At 74.0% G+C, this 26149-nt stretch carries 24 protein-coding genes and 1 pseudogene; 8 read left to right on the forward strand and 17 right to left on the reverse strand.

Translation table 11 applies throughout. The features are described 5' to 3' along the window. Both OO48_RS38605 and OO48_RS39365 read left to right on the forward strand, forming a co-directional pair. A pseudogene (locus tag OO48_RS38605) lies at window positions 1-486 on the forward strand (hypothetical protein); the annotation flags it as partial. A gap of 166 nt (window positions 487-652) precedes the next feature. Further along, window positions 653-1030 carry a DUF4259 domain-containing protein gene (locus tag OO48_RS39365; RefSeq protein WP_033221180.1) on the forward strand — a complete coding sequence of 126 codons (378 nt, stop codon included), beginning with the start codon at window positions 653-655 and terminating at the stop codon, window positions 1028-1030. On the opposite strand, the gene OO48_RS27895 is transcribed toward OO48_RS39365, so the two are convergent. From OO48_RS27895 to OO48_RS27925, 7 genes are all read right to left on the reverse strand, one after another. Further along, complete coding sequence (locus OO48_RS27895; RefSeq protein ID WP_033221182.1) at window positions 973-1296, reverse strand: hypothetical protein; 324 nt, start codon at window positions 1294-1296, stop codon at window positions 973-975. The genes OO48_RS39365 and OO48_RS27895 overlap by 58 nt on opposite strands. A gap of 432 nt (window positions 1297-1728) precedes the next feature. Further along, a complete protein-coding gene (locus OO48_RS27900) occupies window positions 1729-2463 on the reverse strand; it encodes a spermidine synthase family protein (protein ID WP_425338589.1) in 735 nt (244 codons plus the stop codon). 73 nt (window positions 2464-2536) lie between these two features. Further along, window positions 2537-3394 (reverse strand): amino acid ABC transporter permease, encoded by an 858-nt coding sequence (locus tag OO48_RS27905; RefSeq protein WP_033221184.1) that lies wholly within the window; start codon window positions 3392-3394, stop codon window positions 2537-2539. Window positions 3395-3407: 13 nt separating this feature from the next. Next, window positions 3408-4052 (reverse strand): amino acid ABC transporter permease, encoded by a 645-nt coding sequence (locus OO48_RS27910; protein ID WP_033221186.1) that lies wholly within the window; start codon window positions 4050-4052, stop codon window positions 3408-3410. Between the two features lie 31 nt (window positions 4053-4083). Continuing rightward, window positions 4084-5007 (reverse strand): glutamate ABC transporter substrate-binding protein, encoded by a 924-nt coding sequence (locus OO48_RS27915; protein WP_051732962.1) that lies wholly within the window; start codon window positions 5005-5007, stop codon window positions 4084-4086. Window positions 5008-5017: 10 nt separating this feature from the next. Further along, window positions 5018-5746, reverse strand: coding sequence for an amino acid ABC transporter ATP-binding protein (locus OO48_RS27920; protein ID WP_167346483.1), 729 nt, complete (start codon window positions 5744-5746; stop codon window positions 5018-5020). 53 nt (window positions 5747-5799) lie between these two features. Continuing rightward, window positions 5800-6048, reverse strand: a complete 249-nt coding sequence (locus OO48_RS27925; protein WP_033221190.1) for a LapA family protein — start codon at window positions 6046-6048, stop codon at window positions 5800-5802. Between the two features lie 219 nt (window positions 6049-6267). On the opposite strand from OO48_RS27925, the gene OO48_RS27930 reads away from it, so the two are divergent. Beyond that, the gene (locus OO48_RS27930) at window positions 6268-6894 is read left to right on the forward strand and encodes a YbhB/YbcL family Raf kinase inhibitor-like protein (protein ID WP_051732948.1); all 627 of its coding nucleotides are present in this window, start codon (window positions 6268-6270) and stop codon (window positions 6892-6894) included. 84 nt (window positions 6895-6978) lie between these two features. On the opposite strand, the gene OO48_RS27935 is transcribed toward OO48_RS27930, so the two are convergent. Continuing rightward, window positions 6979-8748, reverse strand: a complete 1770-nt coding sequence (locus OO48_RS27935; protein WP_033221192.1) for an ABC transporter ATP-binding protein — start codon at window positions 8746-8748, stop codon at window positions 6979-6981. 88 nt (window positions 8749-8836) lie between these two features. Then, window positions 8837-10711 (reverse strand): ABC transporter transmembrane domain-containing protein, encoded by a 1875-nt coding sequence (locus tag OO48_RS27940; RefSeq protein ID WP_081952436.1) that lies wholly within the window; start codon window positions 10709-10711, stop codon window positions 8837-8839. Between the two features lie 334 nt (window positions 10712-11045). Here OO48_RS27940 and OO48_RS27945 point away from each other — a divergent pair, with 334 nt between their 5' ends. Then, complete coding sequence (locus OO48_RS27945; RefSeq protein WP_051732950.1) at window positions 11046-11921, forward strand: aldo/keto reductase; 876 nt, start codon at window positions 11046-11048, stop codon at window positions 11919-11921. A gap of 189 nt (window positions 11922-12110) precedes the next feature. On the opposite strand, the gene OO48_RS40255 is transcribed toward OO48_RS27945, so the two are convergent. Continuing rightward, window positions 12111-12911, reverse strand: coding sequence for a MarR family winged helix-turn-helix transcriptional regulator (locus OO48_RS40255; RefSeq protein ID WP_245194830.1), 801 nt, complete (start codon window positions 12909-12911; stop codon window positions 12111-12113). A gap of 507 nt (window positions 12912-13418) precedes the next feature. Here OO48_RS40255 and fabG point away from each other — a divergent pair. From fabG to OO48_RS27980, 4 genes are all read left to right on the forward strand, one after another. Further along, window positions 13419-14204 (forward strand): 3-oxoacyl-ACP reductase FabG, encoded by a 786-nt coding sequence (gene fabG / locus OO48_RS27960; RefSeq protein WP_051732954.1) that lies wholly within the window; start codon window positions 13419-13421, stop codon window positions 14202-14204. Between the two features lie 171 nt (window positions 14205-14375). Beyond that, window positions 14376-14567 (forward strand): hypothetical protein, encoded by a 192-nt coding sequence (locus OO48_RS27965; RefSeq protein WP_033221194.1) that lies wholly within the window; start codon window positions 14376-14378, stop codon window positions 14565-14567. Between the two features lie 449 nt (window positions 14568-15016). After that, window positions 15017-15895, forward strand: a complete 879-nt coding sequence (locus tag OO48_RS41270) for a phosphatase PAP2 family protein (RefSeq protein ID WP_425338590.1) — start codon at window positions 15017-15019, stop codon at window positions 15893-15895. A gap of 94 nt (window positions 15896-15989) precedes the next feature. Then, window positions 15990-16265, forward strand: a complete 276-nt coding sequence (locus tag OO48_RS27980) for a DUF6343 family protein (RefSeq protein ID WP_033221198.1) — start codon at window positions 15990-15992, stop codon at window positions 16263-16265. A 10-nt stretch (window positions 16266-16275) separates the two neighbouring features. Here the strand turns inward: OO48_RS27980 and OO48_RS27985 are convergent, their stop codons facing one another. From OO48_RS27985 to hpnE, 7 genes are all read right to left on the reverse strand, one after another. Further along, window positions 16276-17667, reverse strand: coding sequence for an aspartate aminotransferase family protein (locus tag OO48_RS27985; protein WP_033221200.1), 1392 nt, complete (start codon window positions 17665-17667; stop codon window positions 16276-16278). A 61-nt stretch (window positions 17668-17728) separates the two neighbouring features. Next, window positions 17729-19654: a 1-deoxy-D-xylulose-5-phosphate synthase gene (dxs, locus tag OO48_RS27990; RefSeq protein WP_033221202.1), complete on the reverse strand. Its 1926-nt coding sequence runs from the start codon at window positions 19652-19654 to the stop codon at window positions 17729-17731. Window positions 19655-19780: 126 nt separating this feature from the next. Continuing rightward, complete coding sequence (hpnH, locus tag OO48_RS27995) at window positions 19781-20806, reverse strand: adenosyl-hopene transferase HpnH (protein ID WP_033221204.1); 1026 nt, start codon at window positions 20804-20806, stop codon at window positions 19781-19783. Window positions 20807-20809: 3 nt separating this feature from the next. Continuing rightward, window positions 20810-21478 carry a phosphorylase family protein gene (locus OO48_RS28000; RefSeq protein WP_063830748.1) on the reverse strand — a complete coding sequence of 223 codons (669 nt, stop codon included), beginning with the start codon at window positions 21476-21478 and terminating at the stop codon, window positions 20810-20812. Between the two features lie 84 nt (window positions 21479-21562). Then, window positions 21563-23521, reverse strand: coding sequence for a squalene--hopene cyclase (gene shc / locus OO48_RS28005; protein WP_033221205.1), 1959 nt, complete (start codon window positions 23519-23521; stop codon window positions 21563-21565). A 7-nt stretch (window positions 23522-23528) separates the two neighbouring features. Further along, window positions 23529-24602, reverse strand: coding sequence for a polyprenyl synthetase family protein (locus OO48_RS28010; protein ID WP_033221206.1), 1074 nt, complete (start codon window positions 24600-24602; stop codon window positions 23529-23531). 86 nt (window positions 24603-24688) lie between these two features. Beyond that, window positions 24689-26086, reverse strand: coding sequence for a hydroxysqualene dehydroxylase HpnE (gene hpnE, locus OO48_RS28015; protein ID WP_033221207.1), 1398 nt, complete (start codon window positions 26084-26086; stop codon window positions 24689-24691). Between the last annotated feature and the right edge of the window lie 63 nt (window positions 26087-26149).

Genomic DNA, 26149 nt, shown 5'->3' on the forward strand with positions numbered 1-26149 from the left:
GCCCCCAGCGCCACCACCCCCGCCCCGGCCGCCGCGCCCGCCGCTCCGGCCTCGGCACCCGCCCCGGTCGCGGCGCCCCGCCCGGCCGCCGCCGACCCGTTCGGAACGACGCTCTCGTCCGAGCCGGCCGACCCGTTCGGCACCGTGACCAGCCCGTCCGCGAGCGCCCCGGCCCCGGCGATCCCGCCCCGCCCGAGCGCCCCGCCGGTCGTCCCGGCCGCCGAGCCGGAGGAGGCCGACCCGACCAAGGGCCGCCTGGTCAAGGTCCCCCCGCCGGACTTCAACCCCTTCGCACCCCCCGCCCCCAGCGCCACCACCGCGCCCGCCGAGGAGACCGAGGAGGCCGACCCGACCAAGGGCCGCCTGGTCAAGGTCCCCCCGCCGGACTTCAACCCCTTCGCACCTCCGGCCCCCAGCGCCACCACCCCCGCCCCGGCCCAGCCGCAGGCCCCTCCGACCCCGCCCGCCGCCAGCCCCTTCGGCTGACCGGACCACCGACCGCCCACCCCCGGGCCCCTGCCGAGCGCCTCGCCGGGGCCCGGGGAACGGCGGGTCCGGGCTGCCGGTGGCCAGAGCCCGTCAACAGGCCCCGGCCACCGCACGCCCCGCCGCCCCGGCGGAGACCACCGCACCACCACCGCAGGAGAACGCCGTGGGCACCTGGGGCGCCGGTCCGTTCGACAACGACGACGCCGCCGCCGCGCTGGTCGCCGCGCAGTGCCCGGGCGGTACGCCGGTCTGCACCGAGCACGACCCGGAGCAACCGCTGCCGCCGCTCGTCGACCTGCGCCCGCTCGCGGCCAGGACGGTCGCCCGCGCCCTCGGCCCGGACTCCGATCTGACCGAGGGCTGGTTCGCGTACGCCGCCCACCCGGCCCGGCGGGGCGAGTCGGAGCGCCTGCGCGCCGTCCTCCGCGAGCCGGAGCCCCTACCCCCCGGTCAGGACGCCCTGCTTCTGAAGCAGGCGGCCCGTCAGTGCACCTTCGCCCGCCGGTCGTCGACCTCCTCCGCGAGGACGGCCATCCGGTAGAGCGCGACGAAGTAGCCGGTGGCGTACGTGTCGGCGGCGACGGTCGGCAGCAGTTCGGCGAGCAGCGCGCGGCGCTGCCGCAGGTGTTCGCGGTGGCGGGTGCCGAGCGGGCCGTCGAGGGCGGCGACGGTGCAGCCGGCGAGCGTGGTGGCCAGGGTGACCAGGGATTCGCCTTCGGGCTCCCGGTCGTACCAGTCCGGGGGGAACCGCAGGGCGCCGAACTCCTCCAGGAGTTGGGCCAGCAGTTCGATCTCGTGTTCGAGCATGTCAGTGATCATGCCGCACCCCCGAGCGGATGGGAACGCGTGTCGCACACATCACCCCCACCTCTCCCCCGCGACCCGACGCCCGTCCGACGGGCCGCCCGGAGCCCGGATCCCCTCCTCACCGTGGAAATCTCCGCGCGGTCCGGACCCATTGCCGTTCCATTACCTCCTCCCTACCCGCCGGTGGCACGGGACCTCCGGGGCTTCCTGACCGACGCCCGCGCGCCTCGCCCCTGCCGGCCGCCTCCCTGCCGGCCGTCTCCCTGCCCGCCGGGACCGCGCACGCGGTCGAGCCCACCGAGATCGCCAGGAAGGCCGCCTGGGTCGGGGAGCAGGACCTCGCCGGGGCGATGATCCGGTCCTTCGACGGTGACGACCGCCCACGGCGAGTCGATGACGGCGCTCACCGACGGCCCGGAGTGAAAAGGTGGTTCAGGCGCGGCGTGCCAGGTGGACCACATCGGGCACGCCGCGCTCGACCGCGACCTCCTCGGTGCGGACGTCGGTGAACCCGGCCTCCCGCAGCGCCCGTTCGAAGGCGGCGGACGGCTGGGCGCTCCACACCGCCAGCACGCCGCCGGGGTTGAGCCGGGCGGCGGCGTTCGCCAGCCCGGCCGGGCCGTACAGCCGGTCGTTCTCCGCGCCGACCGTCCAGTCGGGGCCGTTGTCGACGTCGAGGCAGAGCGCGTCGTACCGCTCCCCCGTCCCCGCGAGGTACTCGACCAGGTCGGTGTGCAGGACCTCCACCCGGGGGTCGTCCAGCGCCCCGGCGGAGAACGCGCCGAGCGGGCCGGTGCGGTGCCAGTCGATGATCGCGGCCTCCCGCTCGACCACGGCGATCCGCGCCCAGCGCGGCTCGGCGGCGGCGTGCGCCAGCGAGAAGCCGACGCCCAGCCCGCCGATCAGCACGCTGGGGCGCTCGACCACGGCGAGTCCGTCCAGGGCGGCCCGCACCAGCAGCCGTTCGGAGCGCCCGTCGACGGTGTCCATCAGGAAGCAGCCGTTCACGATGACCTCGCAGTGCTCCCCGCGCCGCCGCAGCACCACCTCGCCGCTCGCGCTCTCCCGCCGGTCGAGCACCTCGGCCTCGTCCAGCCCCTGACGGCTGGGCGGCGCGGCCCCCACGGACCCCGCGACCCCTACGGACGGCACGGGCAGCACGGACATGCGGCAACTCCTGGGACGGTCGACACCGATCGTTGACCCGACGACCCTAACCGACCCGCCCGGTCACCGTCCGCTACCCCTGCGGATCGGGCGTGAGCCCGGCCGGGGCGACCGGCGCACCGCCCTTCACCTTCGGGCTGCGCCGCCCGCGCCGCTCCAGCCACTTGGCGAACCAGGACAGCAGCAGACACATGCCGATGTAGACCGGGGCGATCACCATCACCACCGGGATGAACGGCAGGTCGTAGTCGAGGTTGGTGGCGATCAGCTTCCCGGCGTGCAGGAACTCCTCGTAGGTGATCAGGAACCCGAGCGAGGTGTCCTTCAGCGCCACCACCAGCTGGCTGACGATGGTCGGCAGCATCGCCCGGTTCGCCTGCGGCACCAGCACGTACGCCATCACCTGGGTCTTGCGCAGCCCCAGCGCGTACGCCGCCTCCCGCTGCCCCTTGGGCACCGCGAGCACCCCGGCCCGGAACACCTCGGCCAGCACCGAGCCGTTGTACAGCGTCAGCCCGGCGACCAGCGCCCACATCGCCGGCGCCTTGAGGGCCACGAAGATGAAGAAGATCATCACCAGCAGCGGCATCGCCCGGAAGAACTCCACCACCAGGGTGGACACCCAGCGCACCACCCGGTGCTCGGAGAGCCGCCCGGCGGCGAACAGCGCGCCGAACGGCAACGCGAACAGCACCGTCCAGCCGAAGGCCTTCAGGGTGTTGCCCAGGCCGCGCAGCAGCAGCTCCTGGACGCCCTCGTACTCGAAGGGCATCCACTTCTGGTACGTGAACTGCTGGGTGTGGAACAGCATGTAGACCACCCAGCCGATCACGGCGGCGATCACCAGCAGCGCCAGCCACCCGTACAGCCGGTGCCGGGCCAGCGCCTTCGGCCCGGGTACGTCGTACAGCGCGGAGGACTCCACCGTCATCGGAACACCTCCGTCATCGGGACACCGCCACCCGTCGCTCCAGCAGGTTGAACAGGGCGCTGATCGCCAGCGTCAGGATCAGGTAGCCGAGCGCGATCCAGACGAAGGTCCAGACGATGCCGTAGCCCAGCTCGTTGATGGTCCGGTAGGTGCCGAGCAGTTCGACCACGCTGAACGACCCGGCGATCGCGGTGTTCTTCGCCAGCGCGATCATCACGCTGCCCAGCGGGGCGACCACCGAGCGGTACGCCTGCGGCAGGATCACCAGGCCCAGCGTCTGGGCGAACGTCAGGCCCAGGCTGCGGGCCGCCTCGCCCTGCCCGGTCGGCACCGTGTTCACGCCGGAGCGCAGCGTCTCGCAGACGAACGCCGAGGTGTAGCAGCCCAGCGCGAGCACCGCGAAGGTGAAGAACGGCAGCGTGATGTCGAACCGGGGCAGTCCCAGCACCACGATGAAGAACAGCAGCGTCAGCGGCGTGTTGCGCAGCACCGTCACCCACCCGGTGCCGAACGCCCGCAGCGGTCTCACCGGCGACACCCGGAACCCCGCGACCACCACCCCGAGCGCCAGCGCCAGCGCCGCGCTCACCAGCGTCAGCCACAATGTGCCGAGGAACCCGTGCCAGTACGTGGACCAGTTGTCGGTCAGGACGTTCACCCGTCCTCCTCCCTGCTCGCCGGTGGCGGCCTCACTGGTAGCGGTCGATCGCCGGCGGTTCGGGCGCGGGCACCCCGGACAGGCCGAGCGTCGCCTCGTAGGCCCTCTTCCAGTCGCCGTTCTGCTCGTGCCGCTGCAGCGCGTCGTCCAGCGCCAGCCGCAGCGCGGTGTCGCCCTTCGGCACGCCGATGCCGTACGGCTCCTTGGAGAACGGCTGCCCGGCGATCTTCAACTCGTCCGGCACCTTCGCCGCATAGCCCTGCAGGATCGCGTTGTCGGTGGTCACCGCGTCGACCTGGCCGGTGATCAGGTTGTCCACGCAGGCCGAGTAGGTGTCGTAGCCGATCAGCTTCGCCTGCGGGTAGTCCTTCTGGATCCGCTGGTACGGCGTCGACCCGGCGGCCGAGCAGACCTTCCGCCCGGCCAGGTCCTGCGGGCCGTCGATCTTCGTCTCGTTCTTGCGGACCAGCAGGGACTGCCCGGCGATGAAGTACGGGCCGGCGAAGCCGACCAGCTTCTTGCGGTTGTCGTTGATGGTGTAGGTGCCCACGTAGTAGTCGACCTGTCCGTTCTGCAGCGCCGTCTCGCGGTTGGCGGAGGCGATGGTGCGGAACTCGATCTGCTCGGGGGCGAAGCCCAGGTCGGCGCCGACCATCTTGGCGATCTCGATGTCGAAGCCGGAGTACTCGCCGGTGGCCGGGTTCTTCTGCCCCAGGTACGGCTGGTCCTCCTTGGCGCCGACCACCAGGTGGCCGCGCGAGCGGGCCGCGTCCAGGGTCGGCGAGCCGGTGACGGCGTCGCCGCCGCGCACCTGGTAGCTCGGCAGCGCCCCGGCCTGCGGGCCCTTGGGCGGCGGGGTGCCCTCCTTGCCGCAGCCGGACAGGCCCGCCGACGCGGCCAGCACGGCCAGTAGGACCGGCACGGCGAGCACGGGCGGCACGGTGCGTCTCCTCACCTCCACCCCCTCAGTGCTTCAGGATCTTGGAGAGGAAGTCCCGGGCCCGTTCACTGCGCGGGTTCGCGAAGAACTCCTCGGGGACTCGGTCCTCGACGATCCGGCCGTCCGCCATGAACACCACGCGGTTGGCGGCCGAGCGGGCGAAGCCCATCTCGTGGGTGACCACCACCATGGTCATGCCCTCGGCGGCCAGCGAGCGCATGACCTCCAGCACCTCGTTGATCATCTCGGGGTCGAGCGCCGAGGTCGGCTCGTCGAACAGCAGCGCCTTCGGGTCCATCGCCAGCGCCCGGGCGATCGCCACCCGCTGCTGCTGGCCGCCGGACAGCTGCGCCGGGTACTTGGCCGCCTGCTCCGCCAGCCCGACCCGCTCCAGCAGTCGGCGGCCCTTGGCCTCCGCCTCGGCCTTCCCCCGCCTGCGGACCTTGATCTGGGCCAGCGTGACGTTCTGCAGCACCGTCTTGTGCGCGAACAGGTTGAAGGACTGGAACACCATCCCCACCTCGGCGCGCAGCTTCGCCAGCCCCTTGCCCTCGGCGGGCAGCGGCTGCCCCTCGATCAGGATGCTGCCGCTCTCCACCGTCTCCAGCCGGTTGATCGCCCGGCAGAGCGTGGACTTGCCCGACCCGGACGGGCCGATCACCACCACGACCTCGCCCCGGCCCACCGTCAGGTCGATGTCCTGGAGCACGTGCAGTTGCCCGAAGTGCTTGTTCACACCGCGCAGTTCGATCAGCGGTTCCCCGGCCGGCCGCCCGGTCGGCGGTCCCGCCACCGCCCCCTCGGCCGTCACCTGGTGCGCCGCCCCTTCAGCAACCAGCCCAGCGCCGTCCCGGCGAGCAGCGTCGCCAGCAGCGCGATCCACAGCGGGCAGGTGACGGTGAACACCCAGAACTGGATCTTCACCTTCTCCAGGTTGGCGAACAGGAACCAGACCGCCAGCACCACGATGACGCCGATGCCGATGTACCGGGTCGGGATGCCCGCGATCTCACCTCGCCGGGTGCCTGACGGGGAACCACCTGATGTCTTGGTCACCCTCGCAGTCTGCGCCCGCCCCCCGCCGCCCGACCGCCTCGCCACCCCGCCACCGCCGCCCATTCACCCGTCCGTGTCACGCCCGGCGGATCGTCGTACCGGCGCCCCCGGCCGGTACGGACCGTGCCGCCCCGCACCCTTGACCGCCCGCCGGGACACCGCTTGGCCGATGCCTCCGCCGCTCTGACGGATCATCAATTCCATTCCACGGAGGACAAGTTGATCGCATCTCGCCGACCCGGCCGCCACGCGGTCGCCATCGCCGCCGCCCTGGCCGCCGGCGGCGCCCTCATCGGCGCCGCCGCCCCGACCGCCACCGCGGAGGCCCCCTCGGCGGCCACCCGCCTCAAGCCCTTCACGCTCACCAGCCCGGACTTCCGCGACGGCGGCAAGCTGCCGGCCTGGACGGAGTTCGGCGGGCCGGGCTCCGAGGGCGCCCCCTGCCAGGGCAGGAACCTCGCCCCCCGGCTGGACTGGCGCAACGCCCCCGCCGGGACGCTCGGCTACGCCCTGCTGGTCAACGACCCGGACGCCCCGCTCGCCGGCGGCTGGCACCACTGGGTGCTCTACGACATCCCCGGCACCGCGACCCGCGTCGACGGCCACGGCACCCTCCAGTACACCCAGGGCGCCAACAGCTTCGACACCAACGGCATGCCGGTGGTCGGCTGGGGCGGCCCCTGCCCGCCCGCCACCGGCCAGCCCCACCACTACGTCTTCACCCTCTACGCGCTCTCCACCCCCGCCCTCCCGTCCGCGGGGCTGACCTACGAGCAGGTCACCGCAGCCATCCAGCCGTACGTCCTCGGGGCCACCAGCATCGTCGGCACCTTCAAACTGCCCTGACCGGCCCGGACGGCCGGGGAGACCGCCCCCGGCCGTCCGCCGCCCGTCCCGCCTCAGCGCGCGTCCCCGCCACCCCTACCGCCCTTACCGCTCGTCCCGCCAGGACCGCCAGAGCGCCGAGTACGGCCCGCCGGAGGCCACCAGCTCCGGGTGCGACCCGTACTCGGTGATCCGGCCCTGCTCGACCACCGCGATCACGTCCGCGTCGTGCGCGGTGTGCAGCCGGTGCGCGATCGCCACCACCGTGCGCCCGGCCAGCACCCGGGACAGCGAGCGCTCCAGGTGCCGGGCCGCTCGCGGGTCGAGCAGCGAGGTGGCCTCGTCCAGCACCAGGGTGTGCGGGTCGGCCAGCACCAGCCGGGCCAGCGCCAGCTGCTGGGCCTGGGCGGGCGTCAGCGCGGTGCCGCCGGAGCCGACCTCGGTGTCCAGGCCGTCCGGCAGGGCGTCCGCCCACTCCTCGGCGTCGACCGCGGCGAGCGCGGCGCGCAGCTCGGCGTCGTCGGCGTCCGCCCGGGCCAGGTGCAGGTTGTCCCGCAGGGTGCCGACGAAGACGTGGTGCTCCTGGTTGACCAGCGCGACCTCGGTGCGCACCCGCTCGGCCGGCATCCGCGACAGCTGCGCCCCGCCGAGCGTGATCCGGCCCCGGCCCGGCGCGTAGATGCCCGCCAGCAGCCGGCCCAGCGTGGACTTCCCGGCCCCCGACGGCCCGACCAGCGCGACCCGGCTGCCCGGCTCGACGTCCAGCGTGATGTCGCGCAGCACGTCGGCCCCTTCGCGGTAGCCGAAGCTGACCTGCCTGGCCTCGACCCGGCGCCCGTCCGGGCGCAGCGCCTCGTCGGTCTCCGGTGCGGTGACCTCGCGGACGCCGACCAGCCGGGCCAGCGAGGTCTGCCCGATCTGCAGCTCGTCGTACCAGCGCAGCAGCCGGGAGACCGGGTGCACCAGGGCCTGGGTGTACAGCACCCCGGTGGTCAGCCGGCCCGGGCTGACCCAGCCGTGCAGGGCGAACAGGCCGCCCAGCACCAGCGTGCCGAGCACGGCCAGCGCGTAGGTGCCGTCCACGGTGGGGAACCAGACGCTGCGCAGCCAGAGGGTGTACCGCTCCCAGGAGATCCACTCGCGGATCTTCCGGTCCGTCAGTTCCACCCGGCGCTCGCCCAGCCGCAGCGACTCGACCGTCCGCCCGGCGTCGACCGTCTCGGCGAGCGCGGTGTTGACCGCCGCGTACCCGGCCGACTCGTTGCGGTAGGACTGCGGGGCCCGCCGGAAGTACCACCGGGAGGTGAGGAACAGCAGCGGCAGGCCGAGCACGGCGGTGGCGGCCAGCAGCGGGGACGTCACCACCAGGGCGCTCAGCACCAGCGCCACCGAGACCACGGCGACCACCAGTTCGGGCACCGCGTCGCGCACCGAGCGGGCCAGCCGGTCGATGTCCGTGGTGCCCCGGGAGACCAGGTCTCCGGTGCCGGCCCGCTCCAGCACGCCCAGCGGCAGCGCCACCGAGCGGACCAGGAAGTCCTCCCGCAGGTCGGCCAGCACCTCCTCGCCGAGCACGCTGCCGCGCAGCAGCGACAGCCCGGTGAACACCGACTGCACCACCAGCGCGGCCAGGTACCACCCGATCGCGGCGGCGATCCGCCCGCCGCCGCCGGTCGACAGCGACTCCACCAGCGACCCGAGCACGGCCGGCCCCACCAGCCCCGCCACCGTCGCCGTCCCGTGCAGGGCCACCACCCCCGCCAGCCCGCCGCGGTGGCGCCGCAGCAGCATCCGCCCGTACGCCCGCACGGCCGCGGCGGAGCCGACCGGCAGCGTGGTGGCGGGCCCCTGCTCGTGGATCTCCGGGGCTTTCACAGCGCCCTCCTTCGGTTTCGGCGGACGCGCGGGCGCCCGGTCGGGCGGGCATGCGGACGCCCGGTGGTGTGCGGGTGCGGACGCCCGGTCACTGCGCACCCCCCGCCGGCCCCGAACCCACCGGGGCCCCCGCCGGCTCCGGGGCGCCCGCGTCCGGAACGCCCGTGTCCGGGAAGCCCGTCGGCGCGTTCTCGTCCCGGGTGACGACGGCCCGGTAGCGCGGGTCGCCGGCCATCAGCTCGCGGTGGGTGCCGGTCGCGGCGACCCGGCCCCGCTGGAGCAGCAGGACGGTGTCCGCCCGGTCGAGCAGCAGCGGGCTGGTGGCGAAGACCACCGTGGTGCGCCCGGAGCGCAGTTCGCGCAGGCCCGCGGCGATCCGCGACTCGGTGTGGGCGTCGACCGCGCTGGTCGGCTCGTCCAGCACCAGCACCGGCGGGTCGGCCACCAGCGAGCGGGCCAGGGCGAGGCGCTGGCGCTGGCCGCCGGAGAGCGAGCGGCCGCGTTCGGTGATCCGGGCCGCCATCGGGTCGCCCCCGCATTCGGGCGAGCCGTCGACGAGTGCGTCCAGCGCGTCCTGCGCGCGGGCGGCGGCCAGGGCCTCGGCGGGTTCGACCCGGCCGGAGCGGGGGACGTCGAGCAGTTCGGCGAGCGTGCCGGAGAGCAGCACCGGCTCCTTGTCGTGGACCAGCACCGCGGCCCGGGCGACGGCCGGCGGCACCCCGTCCAGTTCGACCCCGCCGAGCCGGACAGAGGGTTCGGCGGCCCGCCCCTCGGCGCGCACCGGCCACCCGCCGAGCCGGGCCGCCAGCTCGCCCGCCGCGTCCGGATCCCCGCAGACCACGGCGGTCAGCCGCCCGGCCCGGGCGGTCAGGCCGCTGACCGGGTCGTGCAGGTCCGACCGGGCGGCCCGGCGGCGCAGTTCGGCCCCGGCCGCGGCGTCCGGCGGGGCGTCGTCCGCCGCCTCGCCGTCCCTGGCCAGCGAGAGCACCTTCACGACCCGCCCGGCGGAGACCCGGGCGACGCTCCAGGCGTGCGCGGCCTCGCCGATGACCCGCAGCGGGGCGGCCAGGAAGGCGGTGGCGCCGTAGACGGCGATCAGCTCGCCGACGCCGATCGACCCGTCGGTGGCGAGCCGGGCGCCGTACCAGGTGACCCCGATGACGAACAGGCCGGGCAGCAGCACCTCCTGGGCCTGCATCACCGCCCAGGTGCGGGCGGTGCGGACGGCGGCGGCGCGCACCCGCTGGGAGGCGGCCCGGTACCGGCGCAGGAACAGCTCCTCGCCGCCGATGCCGCGCAGCACCCGCAGCCCGGCCACCGTGTCGGCGGCCAGCTCGGAGGCCTTGCCGCCGAGCGCCCGCTGCTCGGTGTAGCGCCGTTCGAACGGGCCGAGCAGCGGCCACACCGCGGCGGCCAGCACGGGCACCCCGAGCAGCACGGCCAGGCCGAGGCCCGGCTGCCGCCACAGCACCACGGCGCTGACGCCGAGCCAGGCCAGCACCGCGCCGTACAGCCGGGCGGTGAGCTCGACGTACCAGCCGATCTTCTCGACGTCGCCGCTGGAGACGGCGACGATCTCGCCGGTGGCGATCCGCCGGCTCAACCCGCCGCCGAGCGAGGAGGCCTGACGGGCGACCAGCTGGCGGATCTGGGAGGCGGCGTGGAGCCAGTTCCACACCACCTGGCGGTGCACCAGCACCGTCATCGCGGTCTGCAGGGCGGACAGCACCAGGGCGAGCAGGCCGGCCGCCAGCAGGCCCCGGGCGTCCCGGTCGACGACGGCCTGGACGCCGCGGCCGACCGCGACGGGCAGCGCGGCCATCGAGCCGAGCTCCAACGTGCTCCACAGCGTGGCGAGCAGCCGGCCCCGGCGCTGGGTGCGGCCGAGCCAGCGCAGGAAACCGCGCGGCGAGCTGAGGTCGGGGCTGCCCGGGTCGGGCAGCGGCAGGGGAACGAGCGGCATGGGCGCTCCGTTGGGGGGTGGGACGGGGCTGGGCAGGACGGGGGGACGGGCCCGGCCGGCGGAGTGCGGGCGGGGTCGTCCGGCCGGGCCCGGTGGGGCGCGGCGCGTCGGAGGTGCGCGGCGGAAGGGGTGGTCGGCTCGTCACATGCGGTGAGCCTGACCGCCGCGCTGTGACGCACGCAACGGGTTTTCCGGCGGATCGGCCCGATCCGGCCGCCGTCCCCGGCCGTTTTCATCCGTTCCGGGGAACTCTCGAACAACGGGAATAAGCCACTGTTCACGGCCGTTGCCACCGCTCCGGAAACAGAAGCACAACCGAAGGGCACCCCTTCCCGTGACCAGCACCCCCGCAGTCCCCCCGATCCCCTCGATCACGCTGAACAACGGCGTGCGGATCCCGCAGCTCGGCTTCGGCGTCTGGCAGGTGCCGGACGCGGAGGCCGTCCCCGCGGTGCGCACCGCGCTGGAGGCCGGCTACCGCTCGGTCGACACCGCCGAGGTCTACGAGAACGAGACGGGCACCGGCCGGGCGATCGCCGAGTCCGGCGTCGCCCGCGACGAGCTGTTCGTGACCACCAAGCTGTGGAACTCGGGCACCGTCGACTGGTCCGGCGAGCAGGGCCGCGACCGGGTGCTGCGCACCTTCGACGAGTCGCTCGGCCGCCTCGGCCTGGACGTGCTGGACCTGTACCTGATCCACTGGCCGCGCCCGATGCGCGGCAACACCTTCCTGAACATCTGGCGCGCCTTCGAGCAGCTGCACGCCGAGGGCCGGGTCCGGGCGATCGGCGTCTCCAACTTCCGCGTGCCGGACTTGGAGCTGCTGCTGAAGGAGGCCGAGGTGAAGCCGGTCCTCAACCAGATCGAGCTGCACCCGTACCTCCCGCAGGCGGAGCTGCGCGCCCTGCACGCCGAGCACGGCATCGCCACCGAGGCCTGGAGCCCGCTGGGCCAGGGCAAGGGCCTGCTGGCCGAGCCCGCCCTGCTGGCGGTCGCCGCCAAGCACGGCCGCACCGCGGCCCAGGTGGTGCTGCGCTGGCACCTGCAGTCCGGCGTGATCGCCATCCCGAAGTCGGTCACCCCCGCCCGGATCCGGGAGAACCTGGACGTCACGGGTTTCGAGCTGGACGCCGAGGACATGGCGGCCGTCGCCGGCATCGCCACCGGGCAGCGGATCGGCCCGGACCCGGCCGGCTTCGACTGGAACTGACGCTCCGTCACCGCACCTCCCCTCCCGGCCCGCTGACGCCCAGTCAGCCGGTCGGGGCCGAGACACCGGAAGGGGCCGGCACCCGAGCGGGTGCCGGCCCCTTCCGACGCGCCCCGGGCGGTGCCGCGTGACCGGCCGGGGCGTGGTGCCGATGCCACCCGAACGGTCGGGCGGCGTTTTGCAGAATCGTTACAGCCGGGCCGCCTTGGCGAGCAGTGCCAGCGCCTGCACGTGCTCGTGCGGCTCCAGCGGGGCGAGCAGCGCCTCCTGGACCTCGCGGACCCCGGCGGTGGAGCGGTGCAGCAGCTCCTGGCCGGTCGGGGAGAGCGAGAGCAGGTTGCGGCGCCCGTCCGAGGGGTCGCGGCGGCGGAGCACCAGGCCGCGCCGGACCAGCCGGCTGACCATCTCGGCCATCGTCGCCTTGTCCAGCGAGGCGAGCTCGCCGACCGTGCGCTGGTCGGCGCCCGGCTCGGTCTCCAGCGCGTCCAGCACCGCGTACTGAGGAGCCGTCAGCTCGGTGCCGACCTTCTCCGACCAGAGCTTGGTGTGGACCTGCTGGGCGACCCGGATCAGGTAGCCGATGGCCCGCTGGGCGTCCAGCGTCGGCCGGGCGTCCGCCACCACGGCGACGGCCCCCGGTTCCAGCCGGGCTATCCGGGCCATGACCCGGACGATCTCCAGCTGCTCGTCCGGGCTCAGCGGCTCGAACAGGGTCCGCTGGACCCGGACCACGCCGCCGGTCGCCTCGCGGACGGCCTGAGCGCCGTTCTGCGAGAGCGCCAGCAGCTTGCGCCGGCCGTCGGCCGGGTCCCTCCGGCGGAGCACCAGGCCCCGCCGGACCAGCCGGGCGACCATCTCGGCCATCGTCGCCTTGTCGAGCGAGGCCCGTTCGCCGACCGTGCGCTGGTCGGCTCCCGGCTCCAGTGCCAGTACCAGCAGCACCGCGAACTGCGGAGCCGTCAGCTCGGTACCGACGTATTCGGACCACAAGCGGGTGTGCACCTGCTGGGCCACGCGAATGAGGTGTCCGGGCGACTGCTGCAGTCGGCCGGGCACGCGGGTTGTCGGGATCTCCCCCAGCACCATGAAATCCGTCCCGGTGTCACGCCCGGGCGTGTGTGGGACACCCGGGCGGGGCAGTAACGGCGAGTGAGCATCCCGCTGTGAGAGAGGACGCGCCGGCCGTGCAGCCGGTGGCTGCTGGCGCACACTATACAAACGGTCGGCCTGGACCGGCAGGTAGGGGCGCAGAGTAGTCGCAGGTTCGGCAAAGTTGGCATATTTCCCCCGTATGTCGGGACCACGCCCAACCTGGTTCACCCGCTCGGCCGCTTTCCACCCTCACCCTCCGTCACCTGCGGCGCTACCCCTGGCCGGAAATCCTACTCATCGGTAAGGTTGCCGCGCTGCGCCCTGCGCAACCCATTTATTTCTCATCCACGGGTCGCCGGCCCGCGCCGGTCCCGTCGTCCGACTTCGAGAGAGACGAGTACGAAGATGACCGAGCAGAGCACCTCCGTGACCGCCGACGCCGCGGCCCGGGTGGCCGTGGTGACGGGCGCGGCCCGCGGGATCGGCGCGGCCACCGCGCTCCGGCTGGCCGCGGACGGTTACGCCGTGGCCGTGGTCGACCTGGAGGAGTCCACCGCCAAGGGCACCGCCGAGGCGATCGAGGCCGCGGGCGGCCGCGCGCTGGCCGTCGGCGCCGACGTCTCGGACGCCGAGCAGGTGCAGGCCGCGGTCGACCGGATCGCCGCCGAGCTCGGCACCCCGGTGGTGCTGGTGAACAACGCCGGCGTGCTGCGCGACAACCTGCTGTTCAAGATGTCCGAGTCGGACTGGGACACCGTGATGAACGTGCACCTCAAGGGCGCCTTCCTGATGACCCGCGCGGTGCAGAAGCACATGGTGGCGGCCGGTTTCGGACGGATCGTCAACCTGTCCTCGTCCTCCGCCCAGGGCAACCGGGGCCAGGCCAACTACTCGGCCGCCAAGGCCGGCCTGCAGGGCTTCACCAAGACCCTGGCCATCGAGCTCGGCAAGTTCGGCATCACCGCCAACGCGGTCGCCCCCGGCTTCATCGCCACCGACATGACCGCGGCCACCGCCGCCCGGGTCGGCATGGAGTTCGAGGCCTTCAAGCAGGCCGCCGCCTCCGCCATCCCGGTCCAGCGGGTCGGCGTGCCGGAGGACATCGCGCACACCATCTCCTTCCTGGCCTCCGAGGGCGCGGGCTTCGTCTCCGGCCAGGTGATCTACGTCGCGGGCGGCCCGCTCGACTGACCGGGCGGACGGGCGGGCCGGGCGGACGGCCCGGCGCCCGCTCGTGGTGCGCCGCCCCGGGCCCGGGTCCAGACTCGATGACAGACCTCCCGCCGCCGACCCCGGCGGCGGGCGCGCCCCGCCGGAGGGGCCGGCCCGGGCCCTGCGGCGCTCCACCCACGGAGGATCTTGATGACCGATTCCACGGACAGCGAGTCCACGCCGACGCCGGACGACCTGCTGCACACCGGGGCCGAAGGCCCCGTCGACCCCGAGGACCTGGTGATGGCCTCGGGCCGCACCCCGACCCCGGAGCTGGTCGAGAAGGCCAGGAAGAACCTGGAGGAGCACGGCGCGGCGGCCGTCGAGCGCCTGCTGCCCTGAGCCCGGCGACGCCCGTTCGAAACGGCGGCCGATTTCCCCGACGCGACCCGGAGGTGACCTGGGTCACGGGAAATCGGCCGCCGATTCGTTCCCGCACCGCCCTCCGGCCAATTGGAGAAACCGACCGAATGCGACCCGCCGGAGCGCCCGGCGGCGTGATTTCCCCCACTTCCCCTCCCATTCGCACCCCTTCGCGCCAGTCCTGAACTGCCGCTATGGAGAAACGGGGGACAACGCGTCACCGGCGGGTGACAGATCCCTCGAATAACCCGGGCCTCCCGGGAGCGCCCGGTAATGTCGAAGCCGTGCCAGCCAAGCCCGAATCACCCGAGCCGCAGATATCGACCGGACCGCGCACGGTTCCGGTCCGTTCCGGTCACGAATCTCCAAGCGGAGCGGCAGAATCCGTCCTCCCGCCGATCAGTCGGCGGCACGCCCTGCTCTTCGGCGTGGTCGGGCTGCTCTACCTGGTGGTGGTGCTGGCGATCCTGTGCGACTCCCCGCTGGTCGACCTGGACTGGTCACTGCAGCAGCTGCGGCCGTACAAGCAGTGGCCCGAAGCGCTGCCGTACCTGGACATCTGGGTGGTCGCGGGGCAGCGCGGCCCGACCGCGATCGCGGCCTGCCTGTGGCTGGGCTGGCGCTGCTACCGCTCCCACTCGGCGCGGCCGCTGCTGATGATGGGCTCGGCACTGCTGCTGCTGAACGCCACGGTCGGCGGGGTGAAGATCCTGACCGGCCGGCTGGGTCCGCACTACGCGCACTACGTGGGCTCGCCCGAGCTGTTCTCCGGCGGCAGCATCTTCCCCTCGGGGCACACCGCGAACGCCGTGGTCACCTGGGGCGTGCTGGCCTACCTGGCGAACCGCTGGCGGCGGACCGGAGCGGCGCTGGCCGCGCTCACCGCGGCCTCGATCGGGCTGACCACCGTCTACCTGGGCACCCACTGGATCTCGGACGTGTTCGCGGGCTGGGCGGCGGGCGCGCTGGTGCTGCTCGCCCTGCCGCTGGTCGAACCGGCCGTCGCCGCGCTGGACCGGCGGGTGCTGGCGGCCTGGCACCGGGAGGGCCGCTTCGCCCGCCCGGTCCCCGCGCCGCGGTCGCGCCCGTCGGCGGCCCGTCCGCCGTGGTCGGCCCCGGCCCGTCCGCTGCCGGTCCGCCCTCAGCCCGCCCAGGCGCGCTCCACGGCGCCGTCCCGCACCGTCAGGTTGAGCCGGTCGGAGCGGTACTCCATGGTCAGCGGCTCCTCCGGCGCCACCACCCGCACGGTGCGCCAGCCCCGCTCGACCGCCAGCGCCCGGGCGGGCTCCACCCGCAGTCCCGGGTAGTCCTCCAACCGGTCGTCCATCCGCTCCTCCACGTGCCGCCTCCCCCGTCCCCGAACAGTCCTAGGCTGGAAGGGTACGAGGGAGGTGGTCGCGCATGCGACGCGCCAGGACACCGAAGGTGTGGCTGAGCGGGACGGAGCCGGCCACCGCGCGCAGTGACCTGAAGCTGCGGTTCCTGCTCTCGGTGCTGTTTCTGCCGTTCTTCGCGCTGTGCACGGCGGGCTTCGCGGTGTGGGCCGCGCTGGCCCCCGCGGACGGCGCGCCGAGCAGCGGGACGCTGGTGGTGTTCGCGGTGGGCTGCGGGGTGCTGACCCTGGTGGCGGCGGCGGACCTGTGGGTGGTGGTGCGCCGCCGCCGCACCGAGCTGTAGCCCCCGGGGGTCAGCGCGAGCCGACCGCCTGCTTGACCAGGGTGCGGCCGAAGTCCCACATCAGGCCGCTGCCCCGGTGGGCGTCGTCCATCACCTCGGTGAAGGCGTCGACGAAGCGGTCGACCTCCTTCTCGGTGATGATCAGCGGCGGGATCAGCTTGATCACCTCCAGGTGGTCCCCGGAGACCTGGGTGAGGATCCGGTGCCGCTGCAGCAGCGGCACGACCACCATCTGCGCGAACAGGCCCTTGCGGGCGGCCTGCAGCGCCGTCCAGCCGGTGCGCAGCTTGAGCGACTTGGGGCGGCCGAACTCGATGCCGATCATCAGCCCCCGCCCGCGCACCTCGGCGAGCAGCTCGTACCGCTCGGTCAGCGCCGCCAGCCGGGCCCGGAACAGCTCGCCGACCCTGGCGGCGTTCTCCACCACGCCCTCCTGCCGCATCACGTGCAGGGTGGCCAGGCCGGCCGCCATCGCCTGGGCGTTGGAGCCGAAGCTGGCGGAGTGCACCAGGACGCGGTCCATCGAGGAGTACACCTTCTCGAAGATCCACGACTTGCCCAGCGTCGCCCCGATCGGCACGTACCCGCCGGAGAGCGCCTTGGCTGCGCACACCAGGTCGGGGCTGACGCCCTCCTCGGCCTGGTAGGCGAAGAAGGTGCCGGTGCGGCCGACGCCGGTCTGCACCTCGTCGCAGATCAGCAGCGCCTTGTGGGCGTGCAGCAGCTCCTGGGCGGCGGCCAGCCAGCCGGGCGGCGGGGCGAGCACGCCCTTGCCCTGGATCGGCTCGACGATCAGCGCCGCGACGTCGCCCTTCTTGAGCTCCTTCCGCAGCGCGTCCAGGTCGCCGAGCGGGATCGCGGTGTCGGGCAGCAGCGGGTCGAAGCCCTTGCGGAAGCCGCTCTCGCCGTTGACCGACAGCGAGCCCGTGGTGAGGCCGTGGAAGGCGTGGTCGCAGTACAGGACGCGGCGCCGGCCGGTCGCGTAGCGGGCGAACTTGAGCGCGGTCTCGACCGCCTCGGTGCCGCTGTTGCCGAAGAACACCCGGTCCAGCCCGGGGGCGCGGGCGATCAGCTGCTCGGCGAGCAGGCCCGGCAGCGGGGAGCAGTCGAACCGGGTCAGGTCGGCCGTCTCCAGGTCCATCACCTGCTGGATCGCGGCCCGGACGGCGGGGTGGTGCCGGCCGAGCGCGAAGATGCCGAACCCGGCGAGCATGTCGAGGTACTCGTTGCCCTCGGCGTCGTGGAAGTACGGGCCCCGGGCGCGTTCGTAGTACCGGTCGAAGCCGATGGTGTGCAGCATCCGGGGCAGCTGCGGGTTGAGGTAGCGGGCGTGCAGCTCGTAGCGCTCGCCGCCCCGGGCGTCGAGCAGGGCGGCGAGATCGAGCGGTTCGGCCTGGGTCACGCTGGAAGCTCTCCGTTCGGTCACTTGTGCGGACTGTCGTTTGCGGGGGCTGTCGGGGCCGTCACTTCCGGGGGAGGCGGGGCCGGTACTCCTGGGCGCCGCTGCGCGTGCCGGGCAGCAGCCGGCGGGCGTAGGCGGCGGTCTGGGCGGCGACGCCGGTGCCGGTGAGCCCGATCTCCTCGAGGATCTCGCCGCGCGAGGCGTGCGCCAGGAACTCCTGCGGGACGCCGAGGTCGCGCAGCGGGGTGTCGACCTCGGCGTCCCGCAGGGCCTGGGCGACGGCGGCGCCGACGCCGCCGGCCCGGCCGTTGTCCTCGACGGTGACCACCATCCGGTGCTCGGCGGCCAGCGCGACCAGCGCGGGGTCGACCGGCTTGACCCAGCGCGGGTCGACGACGGTGGCGGTGATGCCGTCGGCGGCCAGCAGCGCGGCGGCGTCCAGGCAGGCGGGGGCCATCGCGCCGACGGCGACCAGCAGCACGTCGGGGCTGGGTCCGGTGCGGGCCAGCACGTCGACGCCGCCGATCCGTTCGATCGCCGGGACGTCGGGGCCGAGGTTCCCCTTGGGGAAGCGCACCACGGTCGGGGCGTCCTCGACGGCGACGGCCTCCCGGAGCTGTTCGCGCAGCCGGTCGGCGTCGCGCGGGGCGGCCAGCCGCAGCCCGGGGACGACCTGCAGGATCGACATGTCCCACGTGCCGTTGTGCGAGGCCCCGTCGTTGCCGGTGACACCGGCCCGGTCGAGCACGAAGGTGACGCCCAGCCGGTGCAGCGCCACGTCCATCAGGACCTGGTCGAAGGCCCGGTTCAGGAAGGTCGCGTACACCGCGACGACCGGGTGCAGCCCGCCGGTGGCCAATCCGGCGGCGGAGGCCACCGCGTGCTGCTCGGCGATCCCGACGTCGTAGGTCCGCCCGGGGTGGGCGGCGGCGAACGGGCCGAGCCCGACGGGGTGCAGCATCGCGGCGGTGATCGCGACCAGGTCGGGGCGCTCGGCGCCGAGGGCGAGCATCTCCTGGCCGAACACGGACGTCCAGGAGGCGCCGGCGGACGGGGAGGTCGGCAGGCAGGTGTACGGGTCGATCGGGCCCACCGCGTGGAAGCGGTCGGCCTCGTCCTGCTCGGCGGGCCGGTAGCCGCGGCCCTTGACGGTCAGGCAGTGCACGATGACGGGCCCGCCGAAGTGCCGGGCCTGGCGCAGCGCCTGTTCGACGGCGGCGATGTCGTGGCCGTCGATCGGCCCGAGGTACTTCAGGCCGAGGTCCTCGAACATGCCCTGCGGGGCGAAGGCGTCCTTGAAGCCCTTCTTGGCGCCGTGCAGCGCGTCGAACAGCGGCGGGCCGACCACGGGGGTGCGCTGCAGGGCGTCCTTGCCCCAGGCGAGGAAGCGCTCGTAGCCCCTGGTGGTGCGCAGGGTGGCGAGGTGGTGGGCGAGGCCGCCGATGGTGGGCGAGTAGGAGCGCTCGTTGTCGTTGACGACGATGACCAGCGGGCGGTCCTCGGCCTCGGCGATGTTGTTGAGCGCCTCCCAGGCCATGCCGCCGGTGAGCGCGCCGTCGCCGATCACGGCGACGGTGCAGCGGTCCACGCCGAGCAGCTGGTTGGCCTTGGCGATGCCGTCGGCGTAGCCGAGCGCGGTGGAGGCGTGCGAGTTCTCGATCAGGTCGTGCTCGGACTCGGCGCGCGAGGGGTAGCCGGACAGGCCGTCCTTGGCGCGCAGCCGGCTGAAGTCCTGCCGACCGGTGAGCAGCTTGTGCACGTAGGTCTGGTGGCCGGTGTCCCACAGGACGCGGTCGTGCGGGGAGTCGAAGACCCGGTGCAGGGCGATGCTGAGTTCGACCACGCCGAGGTTGGGGCCGAGGTGGCCGCCGGTGCGGGTGACGGCGTCGATCAGGAAGTCGCGGATCTCGTCGGCGAGCAGCGGGAGCTGCTCGGGGTGCAGTCGTCTGAGGTCGGCGGGCCCGGTGATCTGGCTCAGCAGTGGCATGGCGTACCCCTCACGGCTGGTTCGGTGTGCGTGGACTGTCGGTGTCCAGCCTGCGGCCCGGTGGTCGCGGTCGCCTGTCGGCGCGGGCCGCCCGCACGGGGTGCGGGCGGCCGCTCTGACGCCGGGTCAGACCGCCTTGGGCGAGGCGAGCGTCTCGCGGGCGGCGCGGATGGACTCCTTGAGCGAGCCCATGGTGGCGAGCACGGCGGTCGGTTCGTACCCGCAGTGCGCCATGCAGTTGTCGCAGCGCGGGTCGCGGCCGCGGCCGTACTTGTCCCAGTCGGTCTTCTCGATCAGTTCGCGGTAGGTGGGGACGTAGCCGTCCGACATCAGGTAGCAGGGGCGCTGCCAGCCGAACAGCGAGTAGTTGGGGATGCCCCAGGCGGTGCACTCGAAGTCGACCTTGCCCTCGAGGAAGTCGAGGAACAGCGGGCTGTGGTTGAGCCGCCAGCGCCGCCGGTTGCCGCCGGCGAAGGCCGTGCGGAACAGCTCGCGGGTCTGCTCGACACCGAGGAAGTGCTCCTGGTCGGGGGCCTTCTCGTACGCGTAGGCCGGGGAGATCATCATCTCGTCGACCTTGAGGTCGTCGTTGAGGAAGTCCAGCACCTCGACCACGGTCTGCGCGGTGTCGGTGTTGAAGAAGGTCGAGTTGGTGGTGACCCGGAAGCCCCGCCGCTTGGCCTCCTTGATCGCCTCGACGGCCTCCGCGAACGTCCCCTCCTTGGCCACCGAGGCGTCGTGCCGCTCCTCCAGTCCGTCGATGTGGACGGCGAAGGTGAAGTACGGCGAAGGGGTGAACTTGTCGAGCTTCTTGCGCAGCAGCAGGGCGTTGGTGCACAGGAAGACGTACTTGCGGCGCGCCACCAGCTGGCGGACGATCTCGTCGATCTGCGGGTGCATCAGCGGTTCGCCGCCGGCGATGGACACCATCGGGGCGCCGCACTCCAGGACCGCGCCGACCGCTTGGGCGACCGGCATCCGCTGCTTGAGGACGCCCGCCGGGTGCTGGATCTTCCCGCAACCCTCGCACTTGAGGTTGCAGGCGAACAGCGGTTCCAGCTCGACGATGAGCGGGAACTTCTTCCGTCCCCTGATCTTCTGCTGCATGAGGTAGGTGGACACGCGGACGGTCTGGCGCAGCGGCATGGCCATGACTTAGCTCGCCTCCTGAGGGAGCGTCGAGGGCTGTGGGTTCGTCTGCTGGGCTGGCGTGGCGGCGACCTGCCGGTGCCACGCGGTGAGGGCGGGGACGGCGGCGCGCAGGGCCCGCCAGGCGCGCACCCCGGCCGGCAGGGTGCCGGGGCGGATCAGTTCCCGTTCGGGGGTGTCGACCACCACCCGCAGCACGGCTGCGGGCAGGGCCGGGGCGTACGCGGCCCGGGCGGCCAGGACGGCGGCGGCCTCCATGTCGACGGCGAGCGCGCCCCCGGCGTGCAGCCGGGCCCGTTCGGCGCCGCGCACCACGTGGTCGGCGGTGCGGTGGGTGCCCAGGTGGGCCCGGAGACCGGCCTCCTCCAGGGCGGTGGCCAGCGCGACCGCGGAGGCCAGCGGGTGGTCGCCGCCCTCGGCGTCGGTGACCCGGTCGGCGACGATCACCTCGCCGGGGCGCACGCCGGGCCCGAGCGCGGCACCGAACCCGGCGACCAGCAGCGCGCCGTAGCCGCCCGCGTCGAGCAGCGCCGCGGCCTTCCGCCCGGCGGCCCGGCGGCCCATCCCGGTGCGGGCCAGCACCGGGGGGCCGCCGGCCGCACCCGACCAGTCGCCGCCGCGCAGCGCCCAGGCCTCCGGCCCGAGCGCGCACAGCACCAGCAGCGGAGCAGTCATCCGTACACGCACCTCTCGACGATGGGCCCGCTCCGTCCGCTCATGCGCACGCGCGCCCGCTGTTGATGAACCCGCTCCGTTCACTCATTGCCCACCGGCCCGGCCGAGCGGGGCGTCGTGCACGTAGCGGCCGAGCGCGGTGACCGGGAAGACCAGGCGGTACAGGTGGTAGTTGATGGAGAAGTCCCAGGGGAATCCGGTGCCGGTGAACTGTGGTTCGTCCCACGTCCCGTCGGGGCGCTGGGTGGCGGTGAGCCAGCCGACGCCGCGCTCGACCGCCTGGGAGTCGCGCTCGCCGGCGGCGAGCAGCGCCATCAGCGCCCAGGCGGTCTGCGAGGCGGTGGACTCGCCGCGGCCGGCCCAGGTGGCCGGGTCCTCGTAGGAGCGCATGTCCTCGCCCCAGCCGCCGTCCGGGTTCTGCCGGTCGGTCAGCCAGGCGACGGCGCGGCGGACGGCGGAGTGGCCGGGGGTGAGCCCCGCGGCGATCAGCGCGGGCACCACCGAACCGGTGCCGTAGATGTAGTTGGTGCCCCAGCGGCCGAACCAGGAGCCGTCGGCCTCCTGGTGGCGCAGCAGCCAGGCGACGCCGCGCCGGGTGCGCGGGTGCCTGGCGAGGCCGGTCTCGGCGAGCATCTCCACCACGTGCGCGGTGACGTCCGCCGAGGGCGGGTCGATGACCTCGCCGAAGTCGCAGAACGGGAGCTTGTTGGGGAGCTTGCTGGTGTTGTCGGCGTCGAAGGCGCCCCAGGCGCCCTCCTTGGACTGCATGCCGAGGTTCCAGCGGACGGCCCGTTCGACGGCGCCGTTCAGCCCGGCCCGGTCGGGGTGGTCGATCCGGCGCAGCGCGAGGACCACCTCGGCGGTGTCGTCGACGTCCGGGTAGGTGTCGTTCTCGAACTCGAAGGCCCAGCCGCCGGGGGCCAGCCGGGGGCGTTTGACGGCCCAGTCGCCGCGGGTGGTGACCTCCTCGCCGAGCATCCAGCTGCCGGCCTTCACCAGCGCGGGGTGGTCGCCGGGCAGTCCGGCGTCGCGCAGCGCGATGGCGGCCAGGCAGGTGTCCCACACCGGGGACTGGCAGGCCTCCAGCCAGCGCTTGCCGTCCTCGGTGTGGACGGTGAAGGAGTCGAAGGCGGCGAGTCCGGCCTTCATCACGGGGTGGTCGAGCCGGTAGCCGAGCAGCCGCAGCGCGATCAGCGAGTAGACGGCGGGCGGCTGGATGCCGCCCCAGCAGCCGTCGGCCTCCTGCCGTTCGACGATCCAGGCGGCGGCCTGCCGCAGCGCCAAGCGGCGCAGCGGTTTGATGGCGTGCCGGTGGTAGCGGTGCATCAGCTGGTCGAGCCGCTGGAACAGGCCGTCCCAGCTGTGCGCGGGGGCGAGCGGCCGCCGGGGGTGCGGGTTCGCCGGGTCGGTGTGCAGCTCGGTGAGCTCGAACGGCGCGGGGCGGACCGGGCGGTGCGCGGAGACCACGGTGAGCGGGACGATGGTCTGCCGGGCCCACTGGCCGAAGGAGTAGATGTTCAACGGGGCCCAGCTGGGCAGGAACAGCACCTCGGGGGGCAGCTCGGGGAGCTCCTCCCAGGGCCACCAGCCGAACAGGGCGAGCCAGATCCGGGTGAACACCCGGGCCGAGGCGATGCCGCCGCGCTCGCGGACGAAGGCGGCGGCGGCCCGCATGTGCGGGGCGTCCGCGGCGTCCCCGGCGAGCCGGAGGGCCACGTACGCCTCGACGGTGGTGGAGAGTTCGGGCGGGCCGCCGTGGAAGGTGGTCCAGGTGCCGTCCTCCCGCTGCCGGGAGCGGATCCAGGCCGCGGTGGCCCGGGTCTGCTCCTCGGTGCGGATCCCGAGGAACTCCCTGAGCAGGAGGTCTTCGGCGTCCATGGTGACGTTGGTCTCCAGGTCGCCCTTCCACCAGCCGTCGGCGTGCTGGAGTGACAGCAGGTGTGCGGTGGCGCGGCTGAGCGCCGCCGCTGGTGAGGAATCGTCAGATCGTGTTACTGCAACTGAGGTTTGGGGTCCGAGCCTTCCACCCGCGGTTGCTGTCACTCTTACGTCACCTCTCTCTGACCACCACGAATTCGGCGAGTGCGACGAAGTGCTCGCGCACCTCGTCGGCCATGGGCACCTCGCCGAGGGCGGCGAGGGCGGTGTCGTACTGGCGGCGGGCCTCTTCCTGCGTCCAGGCCCGGCCGCCGGCCTTCTCGATCAGCGCGGCGCGGGCGGCGAGCACCTGCTCGCTCTCCTCGCCGCGGCCGGCCGGATCGGCCAGCTGTGCGGCCAGCTCGCGGGAGGCGGCGCCCCCCTCGGCCAGCGCGGCGCACACCGGCAGCGACTTCTTCCGCGACCGGAGGTCGCTCCAGTGCGGCTTCCCGGTCACTTCGGTGGCGCCCCAGATGCCCAGCAGGTCGTCCACCGCCTGGAACGCGAGCCCCAGGTGGTGGCCGTACCGCTGGAGCGCGTCGGACACCCGGTCGTCGGCGCCGGCCAGCACCGCGCCGATCGCCGCCGAGGCCGCCAGCAGGGCACCGGTCTTGCCGCCCTCCATGGCCAGGCACTCCTCGACCGTCACCACGTCGCGCTGCTCGAAGGAGACGTCCAGCGCCTGGCCGTCGATCAGCCGCCGGGTCGCGGTGGTGATCAGGCGGACGGCGCGGGCCGCGTCGACGGGGTCGGCCCCGCCGGTCACCGCGGCGTCCAGCAGGACCTCGGTGCCGAGGGTGGCCAGCGCGTCGCCGACCAGCACGGCCTGCGCCGGACCGAACACCGTCCACGCGGTGGCCCGGTGCCTGCGCGTCTCGTCACCGTCCATCAGGTCATCATGGAGCAGCGAGAAATTGTGCACCAGCTCGACCGACACGCCGCCGGGTACGCCCGCCTGCGCGTCCGCGCCCACCGCTTCGGCCGACAGCAGGGCCAGCGCCGGGCGCACGGCCTTGCCGCCGTCGCCAGCGGCGGGCTTGCCGTCCCGGTCGATCCAGCCGAAGTGGTAGGCGGCGACGGTGTCCATCGGTGCCGCCAAACGGGCGACGGCCGCGCGCATCGGCGGCGTGCAGAGCGTGCGTCCGCGCGCCAGCAGGTCCAGGACGGTCGGGGTGTCCTCGACCGTCGAGCCGGTGCGTGCCTCCACGTGCGTTCCCTCTCGGTACGTCCGGCCGGCCGCGGCGGGCGACCGGACGGGTGCGGTGTCAGTGGTCGGGGGGTGGGACCTCGACGTCATCGGGGCCACCGCCCGTCCCCCCGGTCGACCGGGAGCCGGCCGTGGCCGGCCAGGGCGGCGTCGGCCGCCGCGTGTCCGCTGCGCACCGCGCCCTCCATGGTCGCTGGCCAACCGGTGGCGGTCCAGGACCCGGCGAGCAGGACGCCGGGCACTTCGGTGCGCGCGCCGGGGCGCAGGGCGGCGGTGCCGGGCGCCGGGTCGAACGTCGCGGTGCGCTCCCGGGTGACGAAGAAGTCCAGCACCTCGGCGCCGCGGGCGGCGGGCAGCAGCCGCTCCAGCTCCGGCAGGTAGCGGGCGCGCAGCTCGGCGACCGGCAGGTCGATCTCGTCCTCGACCGCGGACTGCGAGACGGCCAGGTACTGGGCGCCGGGGACGGCCAGGCCGGAGTGCCGGGTGCGGTCGAAGACGAACTGCACCGGGGAGCCGAGCGCCGCGAAGAACGGGCGGCGGATCAGCGGCCGGTCGTAGACCGCGTGCACGTTGAGGATCGGGGCGGTGCCGAGCTCGGCCAGCCGGTGCTGGGCCGGGATCGCGCCGGGCGGCAGCAGGGCGGCCGCGGTGTCCTGGGCGCCGGCCAGCACCACCGTGTCGGCGGTGAGCAGTTCGCCGCCCTCCAGCCGGACGGCGTTCTGCTCGGCGGCCTTCAGCTCGGCGGCCCTGGTGCGCAGCAGCACCCGGACGCCGGCCCGCTCCAGTTCGGCCGTCGCCCGGTCGTGGTGGATCTCGCCGAGCGGGACGTTCGCCATGCCGATGTCGGCGGCGCCCGGATCGGAGAGCAGGCCGGTCTTGAAGACCATCGCGGCCAGCGCCATCGAGGTGCGGTCGGCGGTGGCGTTCAGGGTGGCCACGCCGACCAGGTCCCAGACGGCGGCCACGGTGGCCGGGGTCTGGCCGTGCCGGCGCAGCCACTCGCCGAAGGAGACGTCGTCCAGCGCCGGGTCGGCGAGGTCGAGCTTCTGCAGGGCGAGCGCGCCGCGCACCACCCGAAGCCGGTCGGCCGGGCCCAGGTGCCGGTAGGCGGCCAGGCTGCCGGCCAGGTGCAGCGGGACGGGCAGGCCGGCGCGGCGCAGCCGGCCGAGGCTGCGGGTGCCGTCGGGGGCGACGGAGAGCACCGGCACGTCCAGCCGGGGCTGGAGGTCGACCAGGGCGTTCGCGCCGAGCCGGTCGACCAGGCCGCGGTAGGAGGTGCAGCAGCGCAGGTAGACGTGCTGGCCGTTGTCGACGGTCAGTTCGCCGCGCTTGAAGGAGAAGGCCAGGCCGCCGAGCCGGGGGCGGGCCTCCAGCAGGGTGGTGCGCACGCCCGCGTCGGCCAGCCGGAGGGCGGCGGTGATGCCGGCCAGGCCGCCGCCGACGACCACGGCGGTGCGCTCGCGCTGTGCTGTCGGCGTGCTCATCGACCCTCCCGGAAGGCGGCGGACGGTGGGCACAACAACGTGCGCATGCGTCGTGATTCCCCG

It is taken from the genome of Kitasatospora phosalacinea, assembly GCF_000716545.1.
Lineage (GTDB): Bacteria > Actinomycetota > Actinomycetes > Streptomycetales > Streptomycetaceae > Kitasatospora > Kitasatospora phosalacinea.

Coding starts and splice junctions, on each gene's coding strand:
- dxs (WP_033221202.1), bottom strand. CDS start 19,654: ATGCCACTGCTGAGCCAGATCACCGGGCCCGCCGACCTCAGACGACTG.
- OO48_RS28000 (WP_063830748.1), bottom strand. CDS start 21,478: ATGACTGCTCCGCTGCTGGTGCTGTGCGCGCTCGGGCCGGAGGCCTGG.
- hpnH (WP_033221204.1), bottom strand. CDS start 20,806: ATGGCCATGCCGCTGCGCCAGACCGTCCGCGTGTCCACCTACCTCATG.
- hpnE (WP_033221207.1), bottom strand. CDS start 26,086: ATGAGCACGCCGACAGCACAGCGCGAGCGCACCGCCGTGGTCGTCGGC.
- OO48_RS27980 (WP_033221198.1), top strand. CDS start 15,990: ATGCGACGCGCCAGGACACCGAAGGTGTGGCTGAGCGGGACGGAGCCG.
- OO48_RS27895 (WP_033221182.1), bottom strand. CDS start 1,296: ATGCTCGAACACGAGATCGAACTGCTGGCCCAACTCCTGGAGGAGTTC.
- fabG (WP_051732954.1), top strand. CDS start 13,419: ATGACCGAGCAGAGCACCTCCGTGACCGCCGACGCCGCGGCCCGGGTG.
- OO48_RS27905 (WP_033221184.1), bottom strand. CDS start 3,394: ATGACGGTGGAGTCCTCCGCGCTGTACGACGTACCCGGGCCGAAGGCG.
- OO48_RS27940 (WP_081952436.1), bottom strand. CDS start 10,711: ATGCCGCTCGTTCCCCTGCCGCTGCCCGACCCGGGCAGCCCCGACCTC.
- OO48_RS27900 (WP_425338589.1), bottom strand. CDS start 2,463: ATGTCCGTGCTGCCCGTGCCGTCCGTAGGGGTCGCGGGGTCCGTGGGG.
- OO48_RS27965 (WP_033221194.1), top strand. CDS start 14,376: ATGACCGATTCCACGGACAGCGAGTCCACGCCGACGCCGGACGACCTG.